Source organism: Moraxella porci DSM 25326 (assembly GCF_002014855.1).
Classification (GTDB): domain Bacteria; phylum Pseudomonadota; class Gammaproteobacteria; order Pseudomonadales; family Moraxellaceae; genus Moraxella; species Moraxella porci.
The window spans coordinates 66,500-93,082 of record NZ_MUYV01000011.1 but is presented as its reverse complement, the minus strand read 5'-3'; the positions used below and the strand labels follow the sequence as shown (position 1 = coordinate 93,082).

The following is a 26,583-nucleotide window of genomic DNA, read 5'->3' as shown; positions in this document are numbered from 1 at the left end:
AGTAGGTTTTTTATGATGATTTATGACACAATTCGAGACTATCGAGAAGAACGCCAATGGTCGCAAGAACAGATGGCAGAAAGGCTTGGTATGTCAAAAAACGGCTATGCCAAAATTGAGCGTGGGGAAGTAACCTTGAATCTTGAAAGGCTTGAGCAAATTGCACAGATTTTGGGTGTGGGTATTGTGGATTTGCTACAAAATAAAGATAAAAATGTCGTGGTACAAACGCAGAATCATAACGCAATTTATTATGCAAATTATGCCAGCGATAACATGGTTCTACAGGCGGAAATTGAGAAACTGCAATTAATCATCAGTCATAAAGATGAGTTGCTTGCACAAAAAGATGCTTATATCACTGCACTTCAAGCATTGCTAAATAAGCAATAAAACAAAAGCCCGTCGGATTTGACGGGCTTTGACCTTAATAATACGCCGCCAATTCTTCGGCGCGGGCATCCATCTCAGGCACTTCACACAGATAGCGAGCGATGGTTTGTTCAGATCGGCTGGCATAATTTTCTTGGGCAAATTGTCTGCAGCGCGCCTCACGATCGGCATTGATCATGCGCTGATCCGCACGCAGCGCTTCACGCGTCTCATCAGGCAGCGCATTCCACACACCATTAAGATTGGCGACGGCATCATCATACAGTTGTTTGGCTTCAGCGGTGCTCAGGTTATACACAGGGTCATCACTGCCCTCATTGATGTAGCTTGTGTCGGTGTCGCTTGGCTCATCGACATAGCTGATTTGGGCAGCATAAATTTGTAAGGCCTCTGTGCGCGCATTTAGCTGCGGCACTTCACAGCGATAGCGCGCGGTCTCGATCTCGATGGCTGTCGTAAATTGACTGGCTGCTTGGGCTTTACAATTGGCTTCGCGTTGGTTGTTGATACTGCGCTGTTCAGCACGCAACGCCTCTTGGATGGAAGCAGGCAGATTATTCCAAACGGCGTTGATTTGATTCACCGCGGCCAGATATTCAGCATGTGCTTGATCGCGGGCAGCTTGTTGCTTGGGCGTGACGACAGGCTCTGCTGGGGCGATGGGTTTGATGGGCTGCAGGTTGGCTGGGTTTTGTTGGGCAGTTGTTACAGGGGTAACGGGCGCTTCATTATTCCCAAAAAATCCTGTCGAGGACACCAAATAATAAGCCAAAGCCGCCACAGCAGCCAGCATGATGATCAGCCCAAGGATCCATCGGATCACCGAACCAGATTTCTTGGCAGGCGCGCTGCTACGATATTCTGGCGCCGATGTTGGTGTACCATAATGTGGCGCGCTGTAAGCATTTGGCTGATGAGGGCTTGCTTGCATATGATTAAAACGCAGCCATGCATCATAATCAGCGCGCTTGATCGGATCTGACAGCACATCATAAGCCTGACGGATGAGGCTGGTCATATAAGCGGCATCATTGGGCGGCAGGGCGGCGTATTTTTTGGTGAGCGCTTGATAAGCGGCATGAATGATTTCAAAGTCGGCCGTCTGGGAGACGCCAAGCATGTCATAATAAGTTTGTTGGTTCATGAGATCTTTTGGTTAAGATTGATTAAAGTGGATATTATTTCGCTTATCTTACATAAAATACGAATTATTGTAAATAATTATTATGCCAAAAGTACGCAAATCGCCAAAAATGCTCAGTTTCGTCGCGGGATGGCTGATAAGCAGGGTGGGTAAAGCCATAAATTTCACGATGATTCGTCTTAAAGCCAAAACAAGCCAAAACTTTGATGACCCATCGGTCATATTTGTCGAATGGGTCAATGTATGAAATGGGGATAGGGGTGTGCTATATTATGGATTACCACGGTCGCGCGAGCAGCACGGCTATGACTAACACTCAATAAGGAGTAGGCATGATTTTCCAAGGAAATAAAATTCAGGTCGATTTTCTTGACCAAGCGGCGGGTATCGTCGAGTTTCGCTATGACGCCAAAGATGGCAGCGTAAATAAATTTGACCAACAAACCAGTACCGAATACGAGCAAGCGGTCGGCGCACTCGAGGCTCGTGATGACATCAAAGGCCTGGTGGTCACCTCAGGCAAAAGCGTCTTTATTGCAGGGGCGGACATCACTGAGTTTGTGGGACACTTTCAAAGATCTCAACAAGAGCTTGAGAGCTGGCTGTACGAATTTAACCAAGTATTTAACCGTTTTGAAGATTTGCCATTTCCAAAAGTCGCCGCCATCAATGGTGCGGCATTGGGCGGTGGCTGTGAGATGACTTTGGTTTGTGAATACCGTGTGATGGGTGCATCAGGTCAAATCGGTCTGCCTGAGACCAAGCTTGGCATTTTCCCAGGCTGGGGTGGCACGATCCGTGGTTCACGCTTACTTGGTATCGATAACATCCTAGAAGCGGTGGCGACGGCGAAGTTTTATAAGCCTGATGAAGCTTTGAAAGTGGGTTTTGTGGATGCGGTCGTGGCGGATGATGCTTTGGTGGATTCTGCTGTCGATTTGGTCAAAAAATGCATCAAAGGCGAGCTGGATTGGCAGGCCAAACGCCAAGAAAAGCTTGAGCCGATTAAGCTTAATCAACTTGAGCAGGCGATGGCGTTCAATAGCGGTAAGGGCATGATTTTTGCCAAAGCCAATCCAAAGCAGTATCCTGCGATTGCTCTTGCGGTCGAGGCCATCGAAAAACACGCCAATCTTCAGCGTGATGAGGCGGTGAAAGTCGAGGTGGCGGGCTTTGCTAAGGCTGCCAAGACCCCGCAAGCAGCGGCATTGGTTGGCTTGTTTCTCAATGATCAGCTGGTCAAAAAGCTTGCCAAAGAGCATAGCAAAGCAGCGCATGACATCACAGAGGCTGCCGTACTTGGTGCAGGCATCATGGGTGGTGGCATCGCCTATCAAGCAGCAAGCAAGGGCTTGCCAATCATCATGAAAGACATCAAGAGCGAGCAGCTTGAGCTGGGTATGAGCGAAGCAACTAAGCTGCTATCTAAGCAAGTGGAGCGTGGCAAATTCACCCCAGCCAAGATGGGTGAGACCTTATCTCGTATTCGCCCGACGCTCAACTACGGCGATTTTGGTGAGACTGACATCGTCATCGAAGCCGTGGTAGAAAATCCAAAGGTTAAAGAAGCGGTGCTTGCCGAAGTCGAAAGCTTGGTCAAAGAAGATGCTATCTTGGCGTCGAACACTTCGACCATCTCAATCACTCGTCTCGCCAAAGCATTAAAACGCCCAGAAAACTTCGTCGGTATGCATTTTTTTAACCCTGTGCATCGTATGCCGCTTGTGGAAGTCATCCGTGGCGAGCAGACGAGCGAAAAAGCCATCGCCACCACTGTTGCCTTGGCTCAAAAAATGGGTAAGACACCGATTGTGGTCAATGACTGCCCAGGTTTCTTGGTGAACCGTGTGCTATTCCCGTACTTTGGTGCGTTTGATTTGCTGCTCAAAGAGGGCGTGGACTTTGTACAGATCGATAAAGTCATGGAGCGTTTCGGCTGGCCGATGGGTCCTGCTTATCTGATCGATGTCGTCGGTCTAGATACAGGCGTGCATGGCGCTGAAGTGATGGCAGAAGGTTTCCCTGACCGTATGAAGCCTGATTATAAAGGCGGTATCAAGCATTTGTTTGAAAATAACCGCTTGGGTCAGAAAAATGGCGTTGGCTTTTATAAATATGAAACGGACAAAAAAGGCAAACCAAAAAAAATGGCTGATGAAGCAACCTATGAGCTGTTAAAAGCAGTGCAAACCGACAGCCGTCAAGTGGATGATCAAGAGATCATCGACCGCATGATGATCGCGTTTTGTAATGAGACCGTCCGCTGCCTAGAAGATAATATCGTGGCATCGGCAGGTGAGGCGGATATGGCGATGATTATGGGCGTCGGCTTCCCACCGTTCCGTGGCGGTCCATGCCGCTATATCGACCAGATTGGCGTGGCTAACTATGTCGAGCTGTGCAATAAATATGCACATCTTGGCAAGGCGTATGAAGCACCTGCCAAGCTTGTGACTATGGCTGCCAATGGCGAAACCTTTTACTAATAAAAGATAAGGAATATTATAATGACAGTATTAAGTCCAAAAGATGTAGTCATCGTCGATGGCGTCCGCACGGCGATGGGCAAGACCAAAAATGGTATGTTTCGTCATGTGCGTGCCGATGAGCTGTCGGCAAGCCTAATCAGTGCGTTGATTGCGCGTAATGGTATCGATCCAAGCGAGCTTGAAGATGTGATTTGGGGCTGTGTCAACCAAACGCTAGAGCAAGGCTGGAACATCGGCCGCTACGCATCACTATTGGCAGGCGTGCCAAAATCAGTCGCTGCTCAGACGGTGAACCGTCTATGTGGCTCATCAATGCAGGCACTACACACCGCGGCCGCTCAGATTATGACCAACCAAGGCGATATGTTCATCATCGGTGGTGTCGAGCATATGGGCCATGTGGGTATGATGCATGGTGTCGATCCGAACCTAAAAGCATCTAAGCACTTCGCACGTGCGTCAAACATGATGGGCTTGACCGCTGAAATGCTCGGTCGCCTAAACGGCATCACTCGTGAAGAGCAAGACCAATTCGGCGTCAATTCACACAAAAAAGCTTGGGCGGCGACCGTCGAAGGCAGATTTGCTAACGAAATCGTCGGTGTCGAAGGTCATGACGCTGATGGCAATCTACAGCTCTGCACTGTCGATGAAGTAATCCGCCCTGATGCCAATATCGAAGCATTCCAAGCGCTCAAGCCTGTCTTTGACCCAAAAGGCGGCACAGTCACCGCAGGCACATCATCAGCACTATCAGATGGGGCATCGGCGATGCTGGTGATGAGTGCTGCCAAGGCAAAAGCACTGGGGCTAAAACCACGCGCTCGCATCCGCTCTATGGCGGTCGCAGGCTGTGATGCTGCCATCATGGGCTATGGCCCTGTGCCTGCCACCCAAAAGGCGCTCAAGCGTGCAGGTTTATCATTGTCTGATATTCAGACCATCGAGCTCAACGAAGCATTTGCCGCCCAAGGTCTATCAGTGCTCAAAGGTCTAGACCTACTGGATAAGCAAGACATCGTCAATCATAACGGCGGTGCCATCGCCCTAGGTCATCCGCTCGGCTGCTCAGGCGCTCGTATCACCACGACGCTACTGAATGTCATGGAGCAACAAGACACCCAAATCGGTCTTGCCACCATGTGCATCGGTCTGGGTCAAGGTATCGCCACGATTATTGAGCGTGTGTGATGGACTGATCGTATTTACAACGCCAAACCCAATTGTGTACAATGCAATTGGGTTTTTTGTTGAGTGGTAAATGGTAGGCGTAAATCCGATGTTGTCCAATCGATCATTGGTTATCGCTTAAGATTTGAGAATATGAACTTTTTTGAAAATCTTGATTTATTACTAGATGACATTGATAATCAAAAGATTGTCGATGAGTGGTATTTGTGTGATTTTATAGACAATCATATAAAAACATTAAGTGCTCAACAGGCATTTGATACGCTTAAATCATATGTGCCATATTTAGTAAATAGACAGGGTTTTGATTATGAAATGCTGAATGTGTTATTTGCGCTCAAAAATCAAGCAAATACAAATGAGAAATTTTACACCGAAGAACAAAAAAATATCATTTTAAATAACTATCGTCAAGATGTTGAGATAGATAAAATCCGTGATATTTTTTATTGATTGGGCGTGTCAGTGGTATGGTGCGTATAATGAACCGTAAATCTGTTTCAATGGTGCGTTGTACGCACCCTACGCACTAAAATAGATTCTTTTTTAGATTCTAGGAATCGTATACATAAGGGGCAGGATCTTGATAAAAGAGTTTAAGCAAAAGCATGAGGTGAGATAATGAATGAATATTATTCTGAATTTACCCTGATGTTGGTATCAATAATAGTTGGATTTTTTGTTATCCAACCCTTATCCCTGTTGATTGTGTTGATGTTTTTGTATCGCTATTGGATGAACAATGATTCGCTTGAATTAAGAATAGCGATCTATGTACTACTCGCTATTCATGGTTATTCCTGTATACTTTTTATTTTAAATTTGGTGTTTTTTAGTGATTTTGCTCTATCCGTTTTTAATGATATTGACGAAATGGCTGAACTATTTGTCGTGTATGCCTTATCACTTGTTTGGATTCTATCTTCTTTGTTTGTTCTTGTTGGTTGGAGTGCTTTAATAACACGCAAATATTTTTTTGCATTTTGTTGGCATTTGTCAATATTGCTTATTAGTTTGGTTGTAGGTGTTGTTTGGTTTGTTTCTAGGGTTTAACTGAGATCGACCAATAAGGATTCAATCACATGACAACCTAAGAATCTTTGACGGCATCACATCAGCCTTGTACGCACCTACGCACTAATCCCAACACAACCAAAACAAGGCTTTCTCGGGGTGGCTTTGAATTTCGCCTGCCCAATTGGCAAGGGGTAAGATGCAATTCAAATGGTGAATTTAGAGGCTTTTTAGATCCAAAAAATTAAAGGAGGAAAGTATGTTGAAAGTGGACTATATCAATCAGGGCAAACATGACTATCTTGGTGCGGAGATTTCAATCAATGATCAGATTATCTGTTTGATTGGCATTGGAGATGATTTAGATATTTTTATTGAGTTTTTTCATGACTACAGATTGATAGAGACGCATGATTTGAAAATTTCTTTTGACAGTCTTTTGTCCGTTCTTATGGACTGTAGAAAAGAACTGAATGAAATTATCGCAAATATAAACAGCCCGTAGATACCATCTATCCCCCCTCTGCCAAATCAAACTATTAGCTGAGTTTTACTTGGCTTTAGTAGGGAGTTTGGTGCTTAATCACACCAAAACAGATTTGAACCAATTTACGCGTACAAGCATATAATTAAGTGGCAAGGTGTGTACAACGCACCATAAATCTGTTTCAATGGTGCGTTGTATGCACCCTACGCACTAATTATCATTAGGCTGTCCACAATTAATACACTTTGTCTGATGATAAAAATTAATTGATTTTGTTCCATCTTTTTTGAAAATAAAAAATTTATCATCACACCAAGGGCAACGATTGCGTTTATAAAACCAAAACACACCAATACACAACAAAATAACCACTACATCAATAAAAATCATCGGATTGTGATAGACAAATTTAAATAAAACAAATGCTATCATTAGTCCAAAAATAGGATAGCCAAACAATATAAATGTTTTAAATGACATTAAACTTTCATATTCATCTATTTTTTGAGTAAGTAATATTTGTTCATCATTGATAGTAGAAGTGGTTTTAATTGCGATGGGTTTGTTAGTATCATTGGCAACTGGCTTAAATACCAATTCTTGATGGTTATATTTTTCTTTTGATGTAGAGTGTGCCAAGCTATTTTCTTTATGGTTATTTGGTGTTAAGTCATTACCATGGGGTCGTCCGCAGTTAATACATTGGGTTTGGGTAAATATCTTAAAGCTAATATCTTGTGTACCATCTTTTCTAAAAAGAAAAAAACTATTTCCACACCAGGGGCATATATTTTTCTTTCTAAACCAAAAATCTATGGGGATTTGCATTAAAATAGTAATAAAAAAAGTATAAGAGGGCTTTTAATACCCAAAAAATGGTATAAAGACCAAAAAGTTATTATATAAAGAGGAGGATAAAAGTTAAATATCCTGCTTTTAAAATTTAATAGGCTTTCGTATTGCTTCTGCTTATCATTTTCCATGGTTACTTCTTGCCTTTTTTACGCCACCATCTTTCATGCGATTAGACTGTACCGGTCAACTATTTTCAAATAACCCCTAAGAGGGTTTTGTAAAAAAACTGTCGTTCTTTTTTTCAACAGGGCTTAGGTAGTGGTAGGACGCATACCACGCACCATAAATCCAAACCGTTTCTAATTTCCTTGATTGTTTTATTGGTGGCAAGCGTGTTACCTGCATTATTTTAATTCAACAAAAACGGTCAATATACCATTGACCGTTGTTTGAAACAAGAAAGCATTATTGAGTGTTGCCCACGTAGCGATATTGTGCGGTGGCGATGGCTTGTTTGATGGCATCGATTTGGGCATCGGTGGCGGTTTTGCCAGCTTGAATCAGTGCGGTACGACCTGTGGTATCAAACACTGCTGACTTGGACAAATCAGGCGCAATCAGCACATCACTGGCTTTGATATCGGCAGGATTGGCTTTGATATTGGCGCCGACATTGCCAAACAGTTGCCAAAATTCTGATGGACTCTTTGGCAGGGTCTTTGGCAGTTCTTTTGGCAGTTCGATTTGGGTGTTTGCAGGGATGGCTTTTAGCACATTGCCAAAAATATCCCCAAGTGGCAGCTCAAACGGCAAGCCCTTGGCGGCATCATTCATCTGAGCGAGATCAATCGGAATGCGGATGGTTTCATTGCCCCATTTGGCATGGACGCCTGTGTCATCACGGCCGATGCTGACGGTGTTTGGGGTGTCTGGCTTGTCGGTGCTTGTCTTGGTATCGCTGTCGGTATCGATGGTATCGGCATTTGCCATCAAATCCACCGCAATCACCACATCAGCGCCCATGTTCTTGGCGATGCGAGCAGGCAGTAGGGCAGACTGTGAGCCGTCGATGTATTTTTTGCCGCCGTTTTCGGGGATGCGTGGTGGGATAAATAGGTTTGGCACACTGGCAGAAGCCTGTACAGCCAGACCTGCTTCACCTTGGCGGAAAGTGACCGCTTGCTTGCTTTGCATCTCGGTGGCGACAGCAGCAAAGCGAATTGCAAATGCTTCTATCGGGCGATTGCCCACTTGGGTATTGATATACTGACGCAGGCGAGAGCCATCGATGAAGCCTTGTTTGGATGGGCTGATATCAATCAAATCAGTTTCTTTGAGTTCATCTGCCATCGCGACAAGCTTGGCAGATGTCGCACCACTGGCATAGACACTGCCGACCATCGCACCGACGCTCGTACCCACCACCAAATCAGGGCGGATGCCGTGTGCTTCGAGCGACTCAATCACCCCAATGTGCGCAAAGCCACGAGCACCACCACCGCCAAGCACGAGTGCTACGACAGGACGCTGTGGTGTATCGGCTGTTTGGCTGATGGTTGATGTGGGGGTCGGCGTCGTACTGGCACAAGCACTCACAAATAAAGTGGCAAGCACGGCACTGACAGCAGGTACAAGGCGTGTCATCATCGCAAATTTTTCCTAATTTGGGTCAATTTCATGGTTCAATGTCATCCTGATGTCGGCATTGATGGATTGATTGTACACACTATAGCATAATTTATTGGCACAATTTTTATCATTTGACGGTGTTGTGTGGCAGATTTGTAGCGACAAAACCGACCAAAACCAAGCAAAAAAATCAGCATCTGCTCAGCATCTGTGATGGTTATAATTTTCTAATGCCAAAAAGCGATTTACTTTGTACAAAAAGTAATTTTCGATTTTGCCGTTTCAGTGATAATTTTATCATGTTTATTTAAATGCTCATTTTCACGCCGCATTGACATCATTATAACAAGGCAAGCCACCTGCAATAGGGAGCCACTATGATTACTAAGCCAAAATTTTGGCAGATACCCACGCCAAGCGATGCTGATTTTGCCGCTTTGGACGACAAAATTATCACGCTACACGAGCGACTACGCCAAATCGACAGCCAACACAGCCAAGTCAAATTTGCAAGCTCTCTTGCAGTCGAAGATATGGTGATTACCGATGCTTTGGTGAATGTCGGTGCCAAGATTGAAGTCTTTACCCTTGAGACAGGGCGTCTGAATGCTGAAACGCTGGCTTTGATTGATGTGGTCAAAACTTGCTATCCAGACCTAAATTTTAAGCTGTATCATCCCATCGATACGGCAGTCGATGAGTATGTCAAAACACAGGGGCTTAATGCCTTTTATGACAGTGTCGATGCGCGCAAACAATGCTGTTTTATCCGCAAAGTTGAACCATTAAACCGAGCATTGGCAGATGCTGATGCATGGCTAACAGGACAACGCCGTGAACAGTCGGTCACCCGCACGGATTTACCCTTTGAAGAGCATGATGATGGTCGTGGCATTGCTAAATATAATCCGATTTATGATTGGTCAGAGATCGATGTTTGGGCATATATTTTAAAGTTTAACATTCCATTTAATGAATTATACCGTCAAGGTTATCCAAGCATTGGCTGTGAGCCATGCACCATGCCTGTCAAAGAAGGCGAAGACATCCGCTCTGGGCGTTGGTGGTGGGAAAACCGAGACAGTAAGGAATGTGGACTTCATAAGTAATTATTTTTTGTTAAATTGTCCAATGGCGTCGCAAAACTTACTGATCAAGCCTTGCATAATTGACACAAAAATTCTTGGTTTAAGTTTTTAAGAGTTAATAAAATTAGGTACTGATTATGACAGAACAAACAACCCTGCAAAATAAACACCTTGACTGGCTCGAAGCGGAGTCAATTTATATCATTCGAGAAGTCATTGCCGAATGTAGTAACCCTGCTTTGCTGTTTTCGGGTGGTAAAGATTCGGTGGTGCTGTTGGCATTGGCACGCAAAGCCTTTGCCATTGAAGGACGAGACATTGAACTGCCGTTCCCACTTGTGCATATCGATACAGGGCATAACTATCCAGAAGTAATTGCCTTCCGTGATGAACAAGTCAAAAAATTAAATGCTCGCTTGGTGGTCGGTCATGTTGAAGATTCGATTGCCAAAGGCACGGTCGTTTTGCGTAAAGAAACCGATTCACGCAATGGTGCTCAAGCCGTCACTTTGCTTGAAACCATTGCCGAGCATAAATTTGATGCTTTGATGGGTGGTGCAAGACGAGATGAAGAAAAAGCCCGTGCCAAAGAGCGTATTTTCTCTTTTCGTGATGAATTTGGACAATGGGACCCGAAAGCCCAACGCCCAGAATTATGGTCATTGTACAATGCCAAACACCATAAAGGCGAAAATATGCGTGTTTTCCCAATTTCAAACTGGACAGAATTAGACATCTGGCAATATATCGCGCGTGAAAACTTAGAATTACCATCGATTTACTATGCACATGAACGAGAAGTTGTGGCAAAAAATGGCTTACTTGTACCTGTTACCCCATTAACGCCAAAAGGTGCTGATGATGTCAGCGAAATTCGCTCGGTACGTTTCCGTACGGTTGGTGATATTTCATGTACTTGTCCTGTGGCAAGTACGGCAAGCACTCCAGAAGAAATTATTGCTGAAACTGCTGTGGTTGAAATCTCTGAACGCAGTGCCACTCGCCTTGATGACCAAGTGAGTGAAGCGGCGATGGAAGAGCGTAAAAAGCAGGGCTACTTCTAACAAGTCATCCGAAATTGCCTGCCAAATGACTTCTGCTACGTCGTTAAACTCGCTCGTAGTACTACTTGTACAACTTCGCTCGTTTGCCTAGTAGCAAAAGCCATTTGTATGGCAATTGCATCAGATAACGTATTAAATTGAAAAAAAGGATAACAAGATGTCAAATTTAAATCAATATGCACCATTACGCTTTATTACCGCTGGTAGCGTGGACGATGGTAAAAGTACGCTCATTGGACGCCTGCTATACGATAGCAAGGCATTATTGACCGACCAACTCAATAACCTTGCTAAAACCAAAAATCAATCTGAAGTGATTGACTTCTCTGTTTTAACTGATGGCTTAGAAGCTGAACGAGAGCAAGGCATTACCATTGATGTGGCGTATCGCTACTTTTCAACGGCAAAACGCAAATTTATCATCGCCGATACCCCAGGGCATGAACAATATACCCGTAACATGGTCACAGGGGCATCAACAGCACATGCGGCGGTGGTATTACTTGACGCATCACAAATTGATTTTAGTCAAGAACCCGTCCAATTATTACCACAAACCAAACGCCATTCAGCGATCTTAAAGCACCTACGCTGTCCACACGTTTTAGTAGCGGTCAATAAAATGGATTTACTTGGCTTTAGTGAAGATAAATTTAATGCCATTGTCCGTGCTTACGAAACTTTGGCGGAACAATTGGGCTTAAATGATGTACGATTTATCCCAATTTCAGCGTTAAATGGCGATAATATCGTCCACGAAAGCGACAATACACCGTGGTATCAAGGCGGTGCATTGCTGGGTATTTTAGAAGAGTTACCGACAGGCGAATTTGTCCAAGAAGATAAAGCGAATTTCCATTTCCCTGTACAATTTGTTCTGCGTGCAGATGGTGATAAACAAGATGATTTCCGTGGTTATCAAGGGCGTATCGAAGCAGGTCAAGTGGCTGTTGGCGATGAAATTCGTGTTGAGCCATCAGGTCATGTGAGCCGTGTGAGCGAAATTATCAGTCCAAATGGGATTGTACAATCTGCCAGCAGTGGTGAACAAGTTACCATTCGCCTTGCAGATGATATTGACATTTCTCGTGGTGATACGCTGATTTCAAGCAATTCAAAGCGTATGCCAACCAAAGAAATTAAAGCAACTTTATGCTGGTTTGATAGCCGTGCATTAAACCCTGCTCGTAAATATTTATTAAAACACACCACGCAAACTGTGTTTGCCAAAGTCGATAGCATTGACCATGTGTGGGATGTACATACCCTAAGCAACTTTAGCGATAAAGATACTTTAAATATGAATGACTTAGGTGAAGTTACTTTACGCCTACAAAAGCCAATTTTGGCGACACCATATGCCGAAAATACAGCAACAGGGTCATTTATTTTGATTGATGAAGCAACCTACCATACCGTTGCAGGCGGTATGATTCTACAAAATGATAGCGAAGATGATGATTGGTAATCTACAAAAATCATCATCATGGCAAAAAGTCGGCAGGGTGTCGGCTTTTTGCTTTTTTGGGTGAATTATTTTAAAATTCTCTCATACAATTCACACTAGGTACCATCATGAACGCATCTGCCATGACCATCCATCTGCCTGTCACTGCCCTTGCTGGGGTGGGATCAGCCTTGGCAAATCGCTTGGCAGAGCTTGGGATTTATCGCATTTTTGATATGCTGATGCACTTGCCACGAGATTATGAAGATCGCAGCCGTATCGTGCCGATCGGTGAGCTTGAGCATGGGATGAGTGCGTTGGTGTCAGGGACAGTGACTTGGGTCGAAAAAAACAAAACTGGCCTGTCGGTGACTTTGGAGGATAAAACTGGGCTTGTGGTGCTTAGGTTTTTTAAGACTTATGCCAGTTTGCTATCTACAATGGAAGTAGGGGCGCGCATCACCGCTTTTGGTGAGGTGAAAATCAGTCGTTTTGGTACGCAGATGTCGCATCCTGAATATCATATCACAGGCAGTAAGTCCTTTGAGACGGGGCTGTTACCCATTTATCCTGCGGTCAAAGGACTGCATCAAAATAAGCTACGCCAACTGGTGCGATTGGCGCTACAAGCCGTGAGCCGTGAGGGTATCAGCTGTCTGTCGGATGATGAGCTGCGTGCGGTGGGCGTGGGGCTGTCGGGCGATTTGTTGCCTGCTCTGCATCAGATTCATTTGCCCAAGCAAGATGCGGATATTTTTGGGCAGACGGCACTGCTAAACGGACTTAAAGACCGCTCACATCCTGCGTGTCGGCGTATCATCATTGAGGAGCTGGTGGCGCATCAGCTGAGTTTCTTATTTCGTCGTAATAATGTCTATCATCACAAAGCGCCAAAATGCCAAAGTCATAGCCCATTGGCACAGAGTTTGGCAAGCAGTTTGCCATTTGCACTCACGGGTGCACAGCAGCGAGTGATCGGTGAAGCGGTGGCGGATATGGCGACATCGCAGCCGATGCTCAGGCTCATCCAAGGCGATGTCGGTGCGGGCAAGACTTTGGTGGCGGCGATGACGGCGTGCTATGCACTCGATAGCGGCTGGCAGGTGGCAGTGATGGCACCGACGGAGATTTTGGCGGAGCAGCATTTGCTGAATTTTAAAAAATGGTTTGAGCCACTGGGCATCGGTGTGGGTTGGCTTGCTGGCAAACAAACCGCTAAAGAGCGAGCGGCTGCCCTTGAACAAGTAGCCAATAACGAAGTGCAAGTGGTGGTGGGGACGCACGCGCTGTTTTCAGATACGGTGATATTTGCCAAGCTTGGACTGGTTATCATCGATGAACAGCATCGCTTTGGGGTGGAGCAGCGGCTTAAGCTGACCAACAAAGGCGTCGCAGGCGGTACACCGCATCAGCTGACAATGACGGCGACGCCCATTCCCAGAACGCTTGCGATGAGTATGTATGGTGATATGGATGTGTCAGTGATTGATGAGCTGCCGCCCAATCGCACACCAATTACCACCGTGACCATCAATCGTGATCGCCGTGATGAAGTCATCGAGCGTATTCGTGAAAACTGCAAACAGGGCAAGCAAGCCTACTGGGTCTGCCCACTGGTCGAAGAGTCAAGCGTGCTTGATGCGCAGTCGGCAGAGCTGTTGTACGAGGATTTGACCGATAGGCTGGATATCCGCACGGGGCTTGTGCATGGTAAGATGAAGCCTATAGATAAGCAAGCGGTGATGACGGCTTTTAAACATGGTGAAATTGATCTACTGGTGGCGACGACGGTGATTGAGGTGGGCGTGGATGTACCAAATGCATCACTCATGGTGATCGAAAATGCCGAACGACTGGGCTTATCTCAGCTGCATCAGCTGCGTGGGCGTGTCGGCCGTGGCAGTGCCAAAAGCTTCTGCGTGCTATTGTATCAGCTGCCGCTGTCACCGACAGGCATCGAGCGGCTCAATGTACTGCGTGATAGCACCGATGGCTTTGTCATTGCCCAAAAAGACCTTGAGCTGCGCGGAGCAGGCGAGCTACTGGGCAAGCGACAAACGGGCGATATGGGCTATTATCTGGCGGACATCGTGCGTGATGAAGCACTGCTAGAAGCAGCAGGCAAAATCGCCCATCAGCTGATCGCTACCCCTGATGCCATCCCAAAAGCCGTGTCCATCATGAATACTTGGATACCGACTGCCAAGGAATATGTCGGTGTGTGACATAAATTATTGAATAATAAGGAAAAACTGTGCCATTATCCATCCAAGACAGACCCAAGCTTGTCATCTCATCCGATGCCGTCTGGCGGATGTCTGCCGTTGAGATCAAAGACATGATCACCGCGCATCTGGGTGAGTGTATGCCATCACTGCATGAAGATAAGCTTGCCACCATCACTGCAGCGATGACAGTGGTGCGTCTGCCCGCCAAGCACTGCTGGTGTCAGGCAGGACAAAGCATGGATAAGATGGCATTTATCGTCTCAGGTCTGTGTAAGCTTAGCTATCAGACGGCGGATGGTGATGAGATTAATGTGCAATTTATGGCAGAGCAAGACGGCGTGGGCGACTATATGGCAGCGATTGAGAATCTGCCGAGCAAATACAGTGTCTATACCATCGAGCCGACGATTTTGATGGCGTTTGATAAGTCGCATTTTGAGCGATGTTTAGAAGATTTCCCAGAATTTTTCCGCTATGTGCATGAACATACGCTCAAGTTGCTATTTAAATATATCGAACGCACTGAGAGTTTTTTGATCAGTGACAGCACCGCACGCTATGTCAGTTTTGTTACGGATAATCCCGAGCTTGCCAAGCGTCTTTCTATCCAAGATCTCAGCTCATATCTGGGCATGACTCGCCAAAGCATCACTCGTATCCGCAAAAAACTGGGTCAGGCTGATAATTTGTAGCAAAATGGTAAAAATGTGTCAGTCATTGCTTATCAAAATACCGTATAATGAAGCATTTTTAGTATTTTTTTGGCGAATTTGACACAGCTTATGACGACTTCTTATAAAAACTCACAATCGCAAAAATCCAAGTTTGCATGGTGGCAACTTGTGGTAGCCGTTGTTTTGGTGGCTGTCGGTGTGTTCATCGGTAAAAGTGGGCTGATTGGCGCGACGCCGGCAGCACAAACTAAAGCGACCAAGTCCGACACCCCAGAGATTGCCGAACCAAAAGCAGTGATGGCAGTCGAAGCTGTCACGCCAATGCTACACACTATCGAGCAGACACTGTTTGCCAATGGCTTGGTGGCGGCGACCGAGACTGCCGAAGTCAGTGGACAGCTGACAGGCGTGACCGTTGAGCGTGTGCTCGTCGATGTCGGCGATGTGGTCAAGGCAGGTCAAGTGCTTGCTGTGCTAGACACCAAGACACTCTCTGAACAAACCGCCCAAGCCCAAGCGGATTTGGCGGTGGCCGAAGCCAGTTATGAAAAGGCACAAACAGACCTAAATCGCACCGAGCCACTGCTTGCCATCGATGCGGTCTCTCGCCAAGAAGTCGATGGCTATCGCACAGCGCTCAAGCAGGCACAGGCGAATATCACCGCTGCCAAAGCACGGCTTAATACCGCCAAAAATAACGAAGCCAATGCCAAAGTAACCGCCCCAGTATCAGGCGTCATCAGTGCCAAGAGCGCCCAAGTCGGCGTACTGGTGACAGGTGCATCGCTATTTAGCATCATTAAAGATGGCGCAGTCGAATGGCAAGCCACACTCTCAAGCGCAGATGCTGGCTCGGTGCGTGTTGGTCAGCCTGCCCAAGTGACATTCAATAACCAGCTACTCACAGGTACAGTCACCAAGCTATCCCCGACAGCGAACAGTAGCCGTGAGATGATTGCTCATGTCAAGCTGTCCAATGGCACAGGCATCAAAGCAGGGATGTACCTATCAGGGCAGTTTATCCTAACTAGCCAAAGCCTGCCAACCGTACCATTGACCGCCATCCTAAATAATGACGGCATGGACTATGTATGGGCATTGACCAAAACCGATACAGAGCTGTACAAGGTGGTACGTACCCAAGTCACCATTCAAGGTCAAAAAGATGAGCTGGTGGCGGTGGATGTGCCAACCGACCAGCTGATTGTCGCCAAAAGTGCCAGTTTCTTGAATGATGGTGATTTGGTCACTGTTGCCAGTGTCAATGCACAGGGTGCGACCGATGTGACCAATCAGCCAGCGGTTATCAAGGAATAAGCCATGAATTTTTCTGCCTATTCCATCAAAAATCCGTTGGTGGCGATTTTATTTTTTAGCTTATTGACCTTGCTTGGGGTGTTTGGCTTTTATCAGATGAAAGTCCAGCAGTTTCCTGATATTGACTTTCCGGGTGTGGTGACGACCATCACCCTAGCAGGGGCAACGCCTGACCAGCTTGAGAGTGATATCGCCAAAAAAGTTGAGAATAAAATCACCAATATCGAAGGTGTCAAAACCATCCGTACCACGCTACAAACGGGGGCGGTGACGGTTTTTACCGAGTTTGTACTCGAAAAAGATGTCGATGAAGCGCTCGATGATGTACGCTCGGCAGTGAGTGAAGTGCAGGGCGATTTGCCCGCTGCTGCCAATGCGCCGATTGTCTCAAAAGTCTCTACCGCAGGCTTTCCTGTGGTGACTTATTCGGTGTCGGCGGACAATATGAGCGATACACAGTTGTCATGGTTTGTCGATGACACCTTGACCAAAAGACTTTCGGACATCGCAGGCGTGGGTAGTATCAGCCGTATCGGCGGTGTTGAGCGACAAATCATGGTACAGCCCAAGCCGGATATCTTGGCAAGTCTAAGTATGCCCATCACCACCTTATCACAGCAGTTATATGCCAAGTGGCAAGACGGCTCGGGCGGTGAAGCCAAAATCGGTGGCAATACCCAGACAGTGCGTGTGCTTGGCATGGGTCAGCAGGTGCGTGAGCTCAATGATATCCAAATCACCACGCCACATGGTACGGCGGTCAAGCTCGGTAGTCTTGCAAGTATCCAAGATACGCACGCGGATATCACATCGCTTGCCAAGCTAGACGGCAAATCGGTCGTCGCCTTTAATATCACTCGCTCAAAAGGTGCAGGCGAAGTGGCGGTGGTCAAGGCAGTCGATGAAGAAATCGCCAAATTGTACAGCGAAATGGATGGCATTAAAATTGACAAAATCGTCGATTATGCCGCACCCATCGAAGAAAACTACCACGCCACCATGCGAATGCTCATCGAAGGCGGTATCTTGGCGGTGATTGTGGTCTTTGTGTTTTTGCGTGATTGGCGCGCGACATTGGTGGCGGCTGCGGCATTGCCATTGTCCATCGTGCCTGCGTTTTTTGCGATGTATTGGTTTGGCTTTAGCCTAAATACGATTTCGCTACTGGCGCTGACCTTAGTGGTGGGCGTGCTCGTTGATGATGCCATCGTTGAGATTGAGAACATTGTCCGACATCTGAATATGGGTAAGACGCCGATGGCCGCTGCAATGGAAGCGGCTGATGAAATTGGACTTGCGGTGATTGCCACCACCTTTACGCTGATTGCGGTGTTTTTGCCGACGGCGTTTATGAGTGGGATTGTTGGGCAGTTTTTCCGCCAGTTTGGCTGGACGGCGGTGATTGCTATCTTTATGTCGCTACTGGTGGCGCGCCTTGTGACGCCGATGATGGCAGCCTATATACTAAAGCCGACCAAGCATCAAGATAAGCCACCAAGCCGTGTGATGCGTGCGTATTTGTCCGTGGTCAAATGGACGCTTCACCATCGCTTGATGACGATGCTGATGGCGTTTGGATTTTTTGTGGCATCGCTTGGCTTGGCAGGGCTATTGCCGACGGCGTTTATCCCACCTGATGAGATGAATCAAACCAAGGTTTCGATTGAGCTGACCCCTGATGCGACCATCGATGATACCTTGCGTATCAGCCAGATGGCACTTGACAAGGTGCAAGCCATCGATGGCGTGAGTGAAGCGCTGTTAAGCGTTGGCGAAGGTCAAAGCACAGACGACCCAAGCAGTATGCGTGGCGGTTCGGTCAATGTGGCAAGTCTTGAAGTCAAACTCGTCAATCGTACCGAGCGTGCAAGCAAAACTGACATCGAAAACCAAATCAACCAAACCCTAAAATCCGTGCCATCGGCTCGCTTTAATGTCGGTATCGAAGGTGGCGGTCAAGAAGGTTATAGTTTCTCGGTCAAAAGTAGCGACAAAAGACTATTGGATGACACAGTCAAAGCCATCATGAATGATGTGCGAGCCTTGCCAAGTGTCGCCAATGTCATCAGCAACAAATCACTGCCCAAGCCTGAATTGGCAGTGATACCCAATGAGCTTGCGATGGCGGATAAAGGGGTGACGACAGCGGATTTGGCGGCGACATTGCGTGTGGCGACGGTGGGGGATTATGACCAAACCTTGCCCAAGCTGAATCTTGATACTCGCCAAGTGCCGATTTTGATTCGCTTATCAGATGCGGACAAAAAGAACCTGAGTGATTTACAAAATCTATATGTCCCAAGCTCAAAAGGACAACCGGTACAAGTCAAAGAAGTGGCGACACTACGCTTTGGCACGGGTGAATCAAGCGTCAGCCGTCTCAATCGTGAACGAGCGATTAAGATTACCGTATTCCCAAATGGCGGTGAAGTCGGTGAGCTGATGACGGCGGTCAAAGCCACCCAAACCCTAAGCCGTCTGCCTGCAGGCGTGTCGGTGATGGATGAAGGTCAAGCCGAAAACATGGCGGAGTTGTTCTCAGGCTTTGTGATGGCGATGGGCGTGGGGGTGTTTTGTATCTTTGCGGTGCTGATGCTACTATTCCATCGAGTCTTGCAGCCGTTTACCATTTTGATGGCGTTGCCGTTGTCGATTGGCGGGGCGTTTGTGGGCTTGCTCACTACAGGCAGTAGTATGTCGATGCCTGCGATGATTGGCTTTATTTTGCTGATGGGTATTGCCACCAAAAACTCGATTTTGCTCGTTGATTATGCCATCATCGCCCAAGACCAAGGCGGGCTATCTCGCTTTGATGCACTGATGGATGCGTGTCGCAAGCGTGCTCAGCCGATTATCATGACGACCATCGCGATGGGTGCGGGGATGTTGCCATTAATCATCGGCTTTGGCGGTGTGGATTCGACCTTTAGCCGTCCGATGGCAGCAGCGGTGCTTGGCGGTCTGATTACATCGACTTTTTTGAGCCTTGTGGTGATTCCTGTGGTTTATACGCTGATGGATGATTTGGGCAGGGTGTTTCGTCGCAAGACTGCTCAGTGATGTCCGCTGATGCATAAATCAACCCCAAAAGTTGTTCGGCTTTTGGGGTTTGGCTATTTGACGGTCTGTCTTTTTTCTAGTGTGTGGCGATATATTCACGCAGTGCTAGATTTAGGCGCGTCTGCCAGCCTTTGCCACCTGCTTTGAAATACTCAAGCACATCTGCATCTAGGCGAATGGTCGTGGCTTGTTTGGGATTGTCAAGGCGTGGTCTGCCTTGGCGAACCAAAGTATTACCATGATACATATCCGCACGCTCAAAAAACGCATCATCAAGCTCTGGTGCATCATCGATGGACAGCGGCGGTAAATTTCTTAATTTCTCGGTCATTGGCTCTCCTCATTGAAATAATACGGCGGTGTGTCGGTGCATCGATAGGGCGATAAGTCCAAACACAAACCACCAATCTGCCTTGTAAATAACCCATGCTGATATAACGCATCTCACCATAATCTGTACGGTCATCAACGGCGGTCAGGTGTATGCCATCGAATAGTTGGGCAGCGTGAGCAAAGTCCAAACCACGCTCATCTAAGGTGTGCTGTCGTTTGTTTTCGTCGTATTCAATTAACACGGCAATGATCCATAGAGTTTGATTTATTGTAATAACAAAAAGTCAAGCTGTCAATATATTGATGATTGAACGCTATCCAAGTCGCTAATGAGATGGCAAGATGGTTAAAAGAATAGAAACTGGATAAATAATGTATAAAAATCAAACTCATGGCGTAATGTCATGGGTTTGATTTAGCCAAAAGTAAAAAACTTAACCCCAAAAACATCACGTATTTTTGGGGTTTAAAAACTGATAACAAAATCAATCCACCCGCTGACCTTGTTTGTTGATATAAAATTCTTCACCGTCTTTGTAAACCCATGCCAATCCTTCATAAAAGGCACCAATATCATCATATTGCAAAGGAACAATTATTTTGCCTGTTTTATTAATAAAACCGTATTTGCCATCTTTTTAACCACCGCCAAGCCTTCAAAGAAGCTGTAAGCATCATCATATTGCAAGGGAATAACCACTTTACCTGTTTTATCAATATATCCCCATTTACCATCTTTTTGAACCCATGCCAATCCTTCGGATAAACAGCTAACGCGAGTATATCCTGCAACTTGCGGTTTGTGGCATTCCCAAATGTTCGCCCATGTAGGTTGGGCAAAACAGGTGGCACTGATCAAAGCAATGAGCGGAAGTTTGTGCAGGGCTTGGGGCAGATGGTTCATGATGATTTCTTTAAGTGCTATTTGTTGACCATGTTGGCGGTGATTTTTTTTGGAAAATGACTATACCCAATAATCATCCGGCGAATGTGGCATATCGAGCAAAATCTGCTTCAACCCTTCTGACCAACGTGTGCGTAGCATCTGAAAATACTCATCATGCTCATCGATGCGCTTGCCTTCGGGCAGGGCTAGGCTGTCAGCTTGATACACCATCAAATCAATCGGCAGACCGACCGACAGATTGGATCGCAAAGTCGAATCAAATGAGATCAAGATCGCCCTCAATGCATCTTGTAAGCTAGAATCATAATCCAGCGAACGATCTAAAATGGGCTTGCCGTATTTAAATTCACCCAGCTGAAAAAACGGCGTATCGGTGGTAGCTTTGATAAAATTACCTTCAGGATAAATCAAAAAAATCTCAGGCGCTTGGTCTTTGATTTGACCACCAAGAATGAAGCTGCTGGTAAAGCCGCCACTATCTTGGGCGAGTGTCTGTGAATAGATAGTCACCTCGCGCACGCATTCACCGACCATCTGCGCTGCCTCAAATAGGCTACTGGCGTTGTGCAGATTGCGCTCAAGGTTTTGGTCGATGGCCTGCTGAATCTTGCCAAACACCGCTTGGCTCGTGGCAAGATTGCCTGCTGTTTGTAGGGTCAAAAATCGCTCACCTTCGATGCCGTATCGGTACATCTTTCGAAAGGTAGAAATGTTATCAATTCCCGCATTGGTGCGTGTATCACTGACAAAAATCATACCCGCTTTTAGGCGAATGGCGACACAATAAGTCATAAAAAACTTCCAAATCAATCAGCGCCCAAAACCATCTTGGGCACAATCGGCCAATTATACTGTAAGTCTTGGACGGATGGCGATAAAATTTTGTATCTGTCTTGTGCAAAATCTCATGACGCCACCACTCTAATCCATCCGTTATAGCTGATGAATCAGCACTTGGCTGTACAGATTCTCATAGCCGCCGCCGATTCTGACGCCGCGCACGGGCGCTGCATCCAAATAATCACGACCGATGGCGACATAGACATGCGCCTCTGGTCGAAAATGCTGATTGGAGACATCAAATGTGTACCAATTACCCTCGATCCAAGCCTCAGCCCAAGCATGACTGGCCATGTGCTGGCCGCCAGCTTCATACAGATAGCCTGAGACATAGCGAGCAGGGATCTGCATATCGCGCAGACAGGCGATGAAAATGTGGGTATGATCTTGGCAGACGCCCATGCCCAGATCAAAGGCCTCAGCTGCGGTGGTGCCGACATGGGTGGTGTTTTTGGTATAAGGTACGCGTGCGAGTAGGGCGTGGGCAAAGCGCTGAAGCAGGGTTTTTTTGTCTGCTTCATTCGCCTGATGATACCCAGACAGATGCACCTGATAAAAGGCGCGCATCGCCTCATCACAGGCGGTTAGTGGTGTCGGCACTGCGAATAATAGGTACGGCACGCTTGGATCATCGGCGATACATGCGGTATTTGGGTCGATCTCGATCACGCCTGAGGCTTGGATTTGTAAATTATCATGCGGCTCATTGCGACTTAATACCAGCCACTGATTGCCAAAGCCATCTGCCTGAGCTTTGGCGACTTTGGGCAGCATCACCTGCCAATGCTCAATGCGCTGATGTGCCAAAGTCATCGGCGTCATGCGGATGTATTGAACGCTACGCTGCGCCAATTCATGATAAAAATAATTAGTTTGATGGGTGATTTGTAGTTTCATGATCATACCCCCTGTGCCAAGATGGCTTGAAATTCTTCGCTCAATGCCCAAAAGTTCTCCTCAAGCTGTGATTTGGCGACCTGATTGGCCAGTCGCTCAAGCTCACGCCAGCGGGTGTTTTCGGGCAAGGCAGTGACCAACAGGCGAAATTCTTCGGAAGCTTCTTTCCAGTCTTCTTGTAATAAAATAGTACGCTCCAAGATCTCATAGCGTCGCCCAAGTCGCCAAAACAGCATTACGGTGGCATCTTCTAGCTTCATCGCTTGGTTACAGGCGTACAGCTGGATGGTGGCGGCATGGTATTTGCCGGTGTTGGCTAGGCGTTTGATGAATTGGTACAGCTCGGCGCTGTCTTTGCCGATGACGCCTTTGACATCTTGGACATTTTGGTCGATGGCTTTGGTGGTCTCGGGGATTTTTTGACCAAGTAAATAGCGATACAGCTGTTCGGCACTTTGCTCTTTGGTATCGCCAAGCACGACGCCAAGTCCCAGTTTTAAGACGATATGCTCGATCTCTTGTAAGGTCAGCTCGTCTTTTTTGAGGGCGCTGATGATGCCATCATAATGCCGTAGCCGCTCACTGTATCGACCCAGCCATACCAGACAGCTGGCGGTTGATAGCAGTAGAATCAGCGTGCGTCGTTTATCGCTTTCGCTGGCGATGTCACGGCTGATTTGGGTTAAGGATAAATGATGATCACTTGTGATGTCTTGATGCTCGGTCGGGGTGTGGCTATCGACAACCCAGGTGTCTTTGATGCCACCGCCTTGGGATGAGTTCACCACTAGCGAGCCTTTGACCATCGCCACACGCGTCAAGCCGCCAGGCACGATATCGACACTGCCATCACCATGCGATAGGATGAATGGGCGCAGATCGATGTGGCGTGGCTCGATGCCATCTTCGGTGATGGTCGGGTTGGTGGACAGTGACAAGGTTGGCTGTGCGATGAAGCCCTCAGGATTGGCAAGTAAGCGCTTGCGGTAGGCTTCGATTTCTTTTTTGGTGGCAGCAGGGCCGATGAGCATGCCATAGCCGCCTGAGCCTTGGGTTTCTTTGACCACCAGATCGGCTAGATTATCCAACACATACGACAGATCATCTTCTTTTCGGCATTGATAAGTATCGACATTCGGCAGGATTGGCTTTTCGTTCAGATAATAGTCAATCATCTGCGGCACAAACGGATACATGCTCTTGTCATCAGCGACACCAGTGCCAGGGGCGTTGGTGATGACGACATTGCCTGCTCGATAAGCGCTCATCAAGCCTGAGACCCCAAGGATCGAGTCTGAGCGAAACGCCAAGGGATCCAAGAACGGATCATCGATGCGTCGATAGATGACATCGACCTGTAGTCTGCCGCGCACACCTTGGATATAGACTTTGTTATCCTCGACGATCAGATCATAGCCATGCACCAATGGCACATTCATCTCTCGTGCTAAATACGCATGCTCATAATAGGCAGAATTGAAGCGGCCAGGGGTCAGCACGACGATTTGGGGATCGTATTTATTGGTGGCACTGCTCAGGCAGCGCTTGAGCCTTTTGGGATAATCCATGATCGGCTTGACCGCCATGCTGCGATACACATCGCCCATCAAGGCCTCTGAGATGCCGCGACTCTCTAGCATATAAGACACACCCGATGGCGTGCGTAGATTATCCTCGAGCACTCGGTATTGCCCTTGTTCATCACGGATCAGATCGATGCCTGAAATGTGCGAGTAGATCGGCTTATCCAGCTTGATATTCATCATCCATGGCTCATAGCAGCCGCTGGCATAGACATAGTCGGCAGGGATGATGCCGTCTTTGATGATGGATTGACCGTGATAGATGTCATCCAAGAAGTGGTTGAGTGCTTTGATGCGCTGCTTGCAGCCCGCTTCAATCATCTGCCATTCGGACAGCTCGATGATGCGGGGGATGATGTCAAACGGAATCATCCGCTCGATGTTGTCAGCGTCGCTATAAACGGTAAAGGTGACGCCTTTGCGATAAAAAATATTCGCCGCTTGTTCGTTAAGTCCATTTAAGGTGTCGTTATTGGTGGCGGATAACCACTCACCGATGGCTTGGGCGCTGGTGCGATAACTGCCATCGCTGTTTTTGAGCTCATCAAAACTTCTTCTCATAATTCACTTCTCCTTATGACCCTATGACCGAAATTTATTATTAATGAGTTTATCACATTTTATCAAAAACCAAAGAGGCTGGATAGTAAAATTTTATCAAGCGCATATTTTGAGCGATCATCTGTGTACGCAATGTATCATAAGATGAGCAAATGACGAATTGATCAGATAAATAAAAGGGCATATTTGCTTTTTGAATCTGTGCTACAATGGCCAAAATGATTTGGAGCATCCTCATGACAATACAGTCACAAGATCAGGCACAAGCGGTATTGGATTTTTGGTTTGATGATCAGACCAAGCCTTATTGGTTCGCTAAATCAGATGACTTTGATCAGCTGATAGCAGATCGCTTTGGTGAAGTGTTGGTGCAGGCCAGTCAAGGCAAGCTTGATCACTGGCAAGATACCGCCAAGGGCAAGGTGGCACTGATCATCGTTCTTGATCAGTTTTCGCGCAATGTCTATCGAGACACGCCAGAGGCCTTTGGTCAAGATGCGATGGCACTCATGATCGCCCAAACTCTTGTGGCATCGCCAGAGTTTGAGCAGCTCAATGAGGCCGAGCGCCACTTTGCCTTGATGCCGTACATGCATTCAGAGTCGGCGACGGTGCATGAAGAGGCGGTAAAGCTATTTGCGCGATATACAGATGCCAAAACTTTGGATTTTGAGCATCAGCACAAGGCGATCATTGACAGATTTGGGCGTTATCCACACCGTAACGCCATTTTGGGGAGAGCGTCGAGTGAGGCGGAATTGGCGTTTTTGAGTGAGCCGAATTCATCATTTTAGTGATGATGACGCCAGTTGCCAAATGTCCTTAGGCTCTAGGATCTCGACACCTGCCTGCTTTGCTTTGGCGGATGTAATCATCGCGGCCGCCAGCGCATCCACCGCCATCGGACGCATATTTTTGAATATTGCGACGCTGCCAAGTGCCTTTAAGATGGGCAAGCTGATTTTTTCGCTCAGTCTGTCGGTATCAGGGCGAATCAAGCTTGGTGGACGCAAAATGCTCAAGCGCTCAAAGCCAAGCGCCATCACATCTTGCTCAAGTTGTCCTTTTAGACGCATATAAAAGCTGCGCGAGCCCGCATCGGCAAAGGCGGATGACACCAAGACCAAGTGCTTGATGCCGCCTTCTTTGGCAAGCTTGGCAAAGTGATATTGATAAGTATGATCAATCCGCCACTGGACATCTTGGCTGCCGGCGGCTTTGATCGTCGTGCCAAGACAGCAAAACAGCACATCACCAAAAATCAGCGCTTGATAATTCTCTAAATGTTCAAAATCAATCACATGCACAGTTAATTTGTCATGCGTGATGGCGACAGGCTTACGCACAAAAATACTCACCTGTGTAACGCTGTCATCTGCCAAAAGCTGCGATAGCAGTGCCAAGCCTGTTGCACCTGTGGCGCCAATGATCAGTGCGTGCAT

General features: G+C 46.9%; 24 protein-coding genes and 1 pseudogene. 14 read left to right on the top strand and 11 right to left on the bottom strand.

Annotation, left to right across the window (positions count from 1 at the left end; genetic code table 11):
• Positions 1–12 precede the first annotated feature (12 nt).
• The gene (locus tag B0681_RS08185) at positions 13–393 is read left to right on the top strand and encodes a helix-turn-helix domain-containing protein (protein WP_078318247.1); all 381 of its coding nucleotides are present in this window, start codon (positions 13–15) and stop codon (positions 391–393) included.
• 34 nt (positions 394–427) lie between these two features.
• Here the strand turns inward: B0681_RS08185 and B0681_RS08180 are convergent, their stop codons facing one another.
• Entirely contained in the window at positions 428–1,537 is a 1,110-nt protein-coding gene (locus B0681_RS08180) for a J domain-containing protein (protein ID WP_078318246.1), read from the bottom strand.
• Between the two features lie 332 nt (positions 1,538–1,869).
• Here B0681_RS08180 and fadB point away from each other — a divergent pair, with 332 nt between their 5' ends.
• The 5 genes from fadB (at position 1,870) to B0681_RS08155 (ending at position 6,736) form a co-directional block, all read left to right on the top strand.
• Positions 1,870–4,023 (top strand): fatty acid oxidation complex subunit alpha FadB, encoded by a 2,154-nt coding sequence (gene fadB, locus B0681_RS08175; RefSeq protein ID WP_078318245.1) that lies wholly within the window; start codon positions 1,870–1,872, stop codon positions 4,021–4,023.
• Positions 4,024–4,044: 21 nt separating this feature from the next.
• A complete protein-coding gene (gene fadA, locus B0681_RS08170) occupies positions 4,045–5,217 on the top strand; it encodes an acetyl-CoA C-acyltransferase FadA (protein WP_078318244.1) in 1,173 nt (390 codons plus the stop codon).
• A 132-nt stretch (positions 5,218–5,349) separates the two neighbouring features.
• Positions 5,350–5,670 (top strand): hypothetical protein, encoded by a 321-nt coding sequence (locus tag B0681_RS08165; protein WP_078318243.1) that lies wholly within the window; start codon positions 5,350–5,352, stop codon positions 5,668–5,670.
• Positions 5,671–5,838: 168 nt separating this feature from the next.
• Positions 5,839–6,270 carry a hypothetical protein gene (locus B0681_RS08160; RefSeq protein WP_078318242.1) on the top strand — a complete coding sequence of 144 codons (432 nt, stop codon included), beginning with the start codon at positions 5,839–5,841 and terminating at the stop codon, positions 6,268–6,270.
• 220 nt (positions 6,271–6,490) lie between these two features.
• The gene (locus B0681_RS08155; protein ID WP_078318241.1) at positions 6,491–6,736 is read left to right on the top strand and encodes a hypothetical protein; all 246 of its coding nucleotides are present in this window, start codon (positions 6,491–6,493) and stop codon (positions 6,734–6,736) included.
• Between the two features lie 192 nt (positions 6,737–6,928).
• On the opposite strand, the gene B0681_RS08150 is transcribed toward B0681_RS08155, so the two are convergent.
• Both B0681_RS08150 and B0681_RS08145 read right to left on the bottom strand, forming a co-directional pair.
• Positions 6,929–7,546 carry a hypothetical protein gene (locus B0681_RS08150; RefSeq protein WP_143821232.1) on the bottom strand — a complete coding sequence of 206 codons (618 nt, stop codon included), beginning with the start codon at positions 7,544–7,546 and terminating at the stop codon, positions 6,929–6,931.
• A 432-nt stretch (positions 7,547–7,978) separates the two neighbouring features.
• The gene (locus B0681_RS08145; protein WP_228143892.1) at positions 7,979–9,160 is read right to left on the bottom strand and encodes a patatin-like phospholipase family protein; all 1,182 of its coding nucleotides are present in this window, start codon (positions 9,158–9,160) and stop codon (positions 7,979–7,981) included.
• Between the two features lie 359 nt (positions 9,161–9,519).
• On the opposite strand from B0681_RS08145, the gene B0681_RS08140 reads away from it, so the two are divergent.
• The 7 genes from B0681_RS08140 to B0681_RS08110 all read left to right on the top strand — a co-directional run bounded on the left by B0681_RS08140 (position 9,520) and on the right by B0681_RS08110 (position 20,020).
• Complete coding sequence (locus B0681_RS08140; RefSeq protein WP_078318239.1) at positions 9,520–10,251, top strand: phosphoadenylyl-sulfate reductase; 732 nt, start codon at positions 9,520–9,522, stop codon at positions 10,249–10,251.
• A gap of 116 nt (positions 10,252–10,367) precedes the next feature.
• Positions 10,368–11,294: a sulfate adenylyltransferase subunit CysD gene (cysD, locus tag B0681_RS08135; RefSeq protein WP_078318238.1), complete on the top strand. Its 927-nt coding sequence runs from the start codon at positions 10,368–10,370 to the stop codon at positions 11,292–11,294.
• 157 nt (positions 11,295–11,451) lie between these two features.
• The gene (locus B0681_RS08130; protein ID WP_078318237.1) at positions 11,452–12,762 is read left to right on the top strand and encodes a sulfate adenylyltransferase subunit 1; all 1,311 of its coding nucleotides are present in this window, start codon (positions 11,452–11,454) and stop codon (positions 12,760–12,762) included.
• Positions 12,763–12,869: 107 nt separating this feature from the next.
• Complete coding sequence (gene recG, locus B0681_RS08125) at positions 12,870–14,966, top strand: ATP-dependent DNA helicase RecG (protein WP_078318236.1); 2,097 nt, start codon at positions 12,870–12,872, stop codon at positions 14,964–14,966.
• Between the two features lie 29 nt (positions 14,967–14,995).
• Complete coding sequence (locus B0681_RS08120; RefSeq protein WP_078318235.1) at positions 14,996–15,661, top strand: Crp/Fnr family transcriptional regulator; 666 nt, start codon at positions 14,996–14,998, stop codon at positions 15,659–15,661.
• A gap of 150 nt (positions 15,662–15,811) precedes the next feature.
• Entirely contained in the window at positions 15,812–16,960 is a 1,149-nt protein-coding gene (locus B0681_RS08115) for an efflux RND transporter periplasmic adaptor subunit (protein WP_158077930.1), read from the top strand.
• Positions 16,961–16,963: 3 nt separating this feature from the next.
• The gene (locus B0681_RS08110) at positions 16,964–20,020 is read left to right on the top strand and encodes an efflux RND transporter permease subunit (RefSeq protein ID WP_078318233.1); all 3,057 of its coding nucleotides are present in this window, start codon (positions 16,964–16,966) and stop codon (positions 20,018–20,020) included.
• A 76-nt stretch (positions 20,021–20,096) separates the two neighbouring features.
• Here the strand turns inward: B0681_RS08110 and B0681_RS08105 are convergent, their stop codons facing one another.
• The 7 genes and pseudogenes from B0681_RS08105 to B0681_RS10590 all read right to left on the bottom strand — a co-directional run.
• Positions 20,097–20,351: a BrnA antitoxin family protein gene (locus tag B0681_RS08105; protein ID WP_078318232.1), complete on the bottom strand. Its 255-nt coding sequence runs from the start codon at positions 20,349–20,351 to the stop codon at positions 20,097–20,099.
• Positions 20,308–20,595, bottom strand: a complete 288-nt coding sequence (locus B0681_RS08100; protein WP_078318231.1) for a BrnT family toxin — start codon at positions 20,593–20,595, stop codon at positions 20,308–20,310. The genes B0681_RS08105 and B0681_RS08100 overlap by 44 nt, the downstream gene beginning before the upstream one ends.
• Before the next feature lie 243 nt (positions 20,596–20,838).
• Positions 20,839–20,940, bottom strand: a complete 102-nt coding sequence (locus B0681_RS10625) for a WG repeat-containing protein (protein ID WP_158077929.1) — start codon at positions 20,938–20,940, stop codon at positions 20,839–20,841.
• An 8-nt stretch (positions 20,941–20,948) separates the two neighbouring features.
• Entirely contained in the window at positions 20,949–21,257 is a 309-nt protein-coding gene (locus tag B0681_RS08090) for a WG repeat-containing protein (RefSeq protein ID WP_078318229.1), read from the bottom strand.
• Between the two features lie 60 nt (positions 21,258–21,317).
• On the bottom strand, positions 21,318–22,052 hold the full coding sequence (locus B0681_RS08085; protein ID WP_078318228.1) for a peptidase: 735 nt from the start codon (positions 22,050–22,052) through the stop codon (positions 21,318–21,320).
• A 141-nt stretch (positions 22,053–22,193) separates the two neighbouring features.
• Positions 22,194–22,997 carry a transglutaminase family protein gene (locus B0681_RS08080; RefSeq protein ID WP_078318415.1) on the bottom strand — a complete coding sequence of 268 codons (804 nt, stop codon included), beginning with the start codon at positions 22,995–22,997 and terminating at the stop codon, positions 22,194–22,196.
• A 2-nt stretch (positions 22,998–22,999) separates the two neighbouring features.
• Positions 23,000–25,129: pseudogene (locus B0681_RS10590) on the bottom strand (circularly permuted type 2 ATP-grasp protein); the annotation flags it as partial.
• Between the two features lie 248 nt (positions 25,130–25,377).
• On the opposite strand from B0681_RS10590, the gene B0681_RS08065 reads away from it, so the two are divergent.
• Positions 25,378–25,935, top strand: coding sequence for a DUF924 family protein (locus B0681_RS08065; protein WP_078318225.1), 558 nt, complete (start codon positions 25,378–25,380; stop codon positions 25,933–25,935).
• Here B0681_RS08065 and B0681_RS08060 read toward each other — a convergent pair.
• Positions 25,927–26,583, bottom strand: a complete 657-nt coding sequence (locus B0681_RS08060; protein ID WP_078318224.1) for an NAD(P)H-binding protein — start codon at positions 26,581–26,583, stop codon at positions 25,927–25,929. The genes B0681_RS08065 and B0681_RS08060 overlap by 9 nt on opposite strands.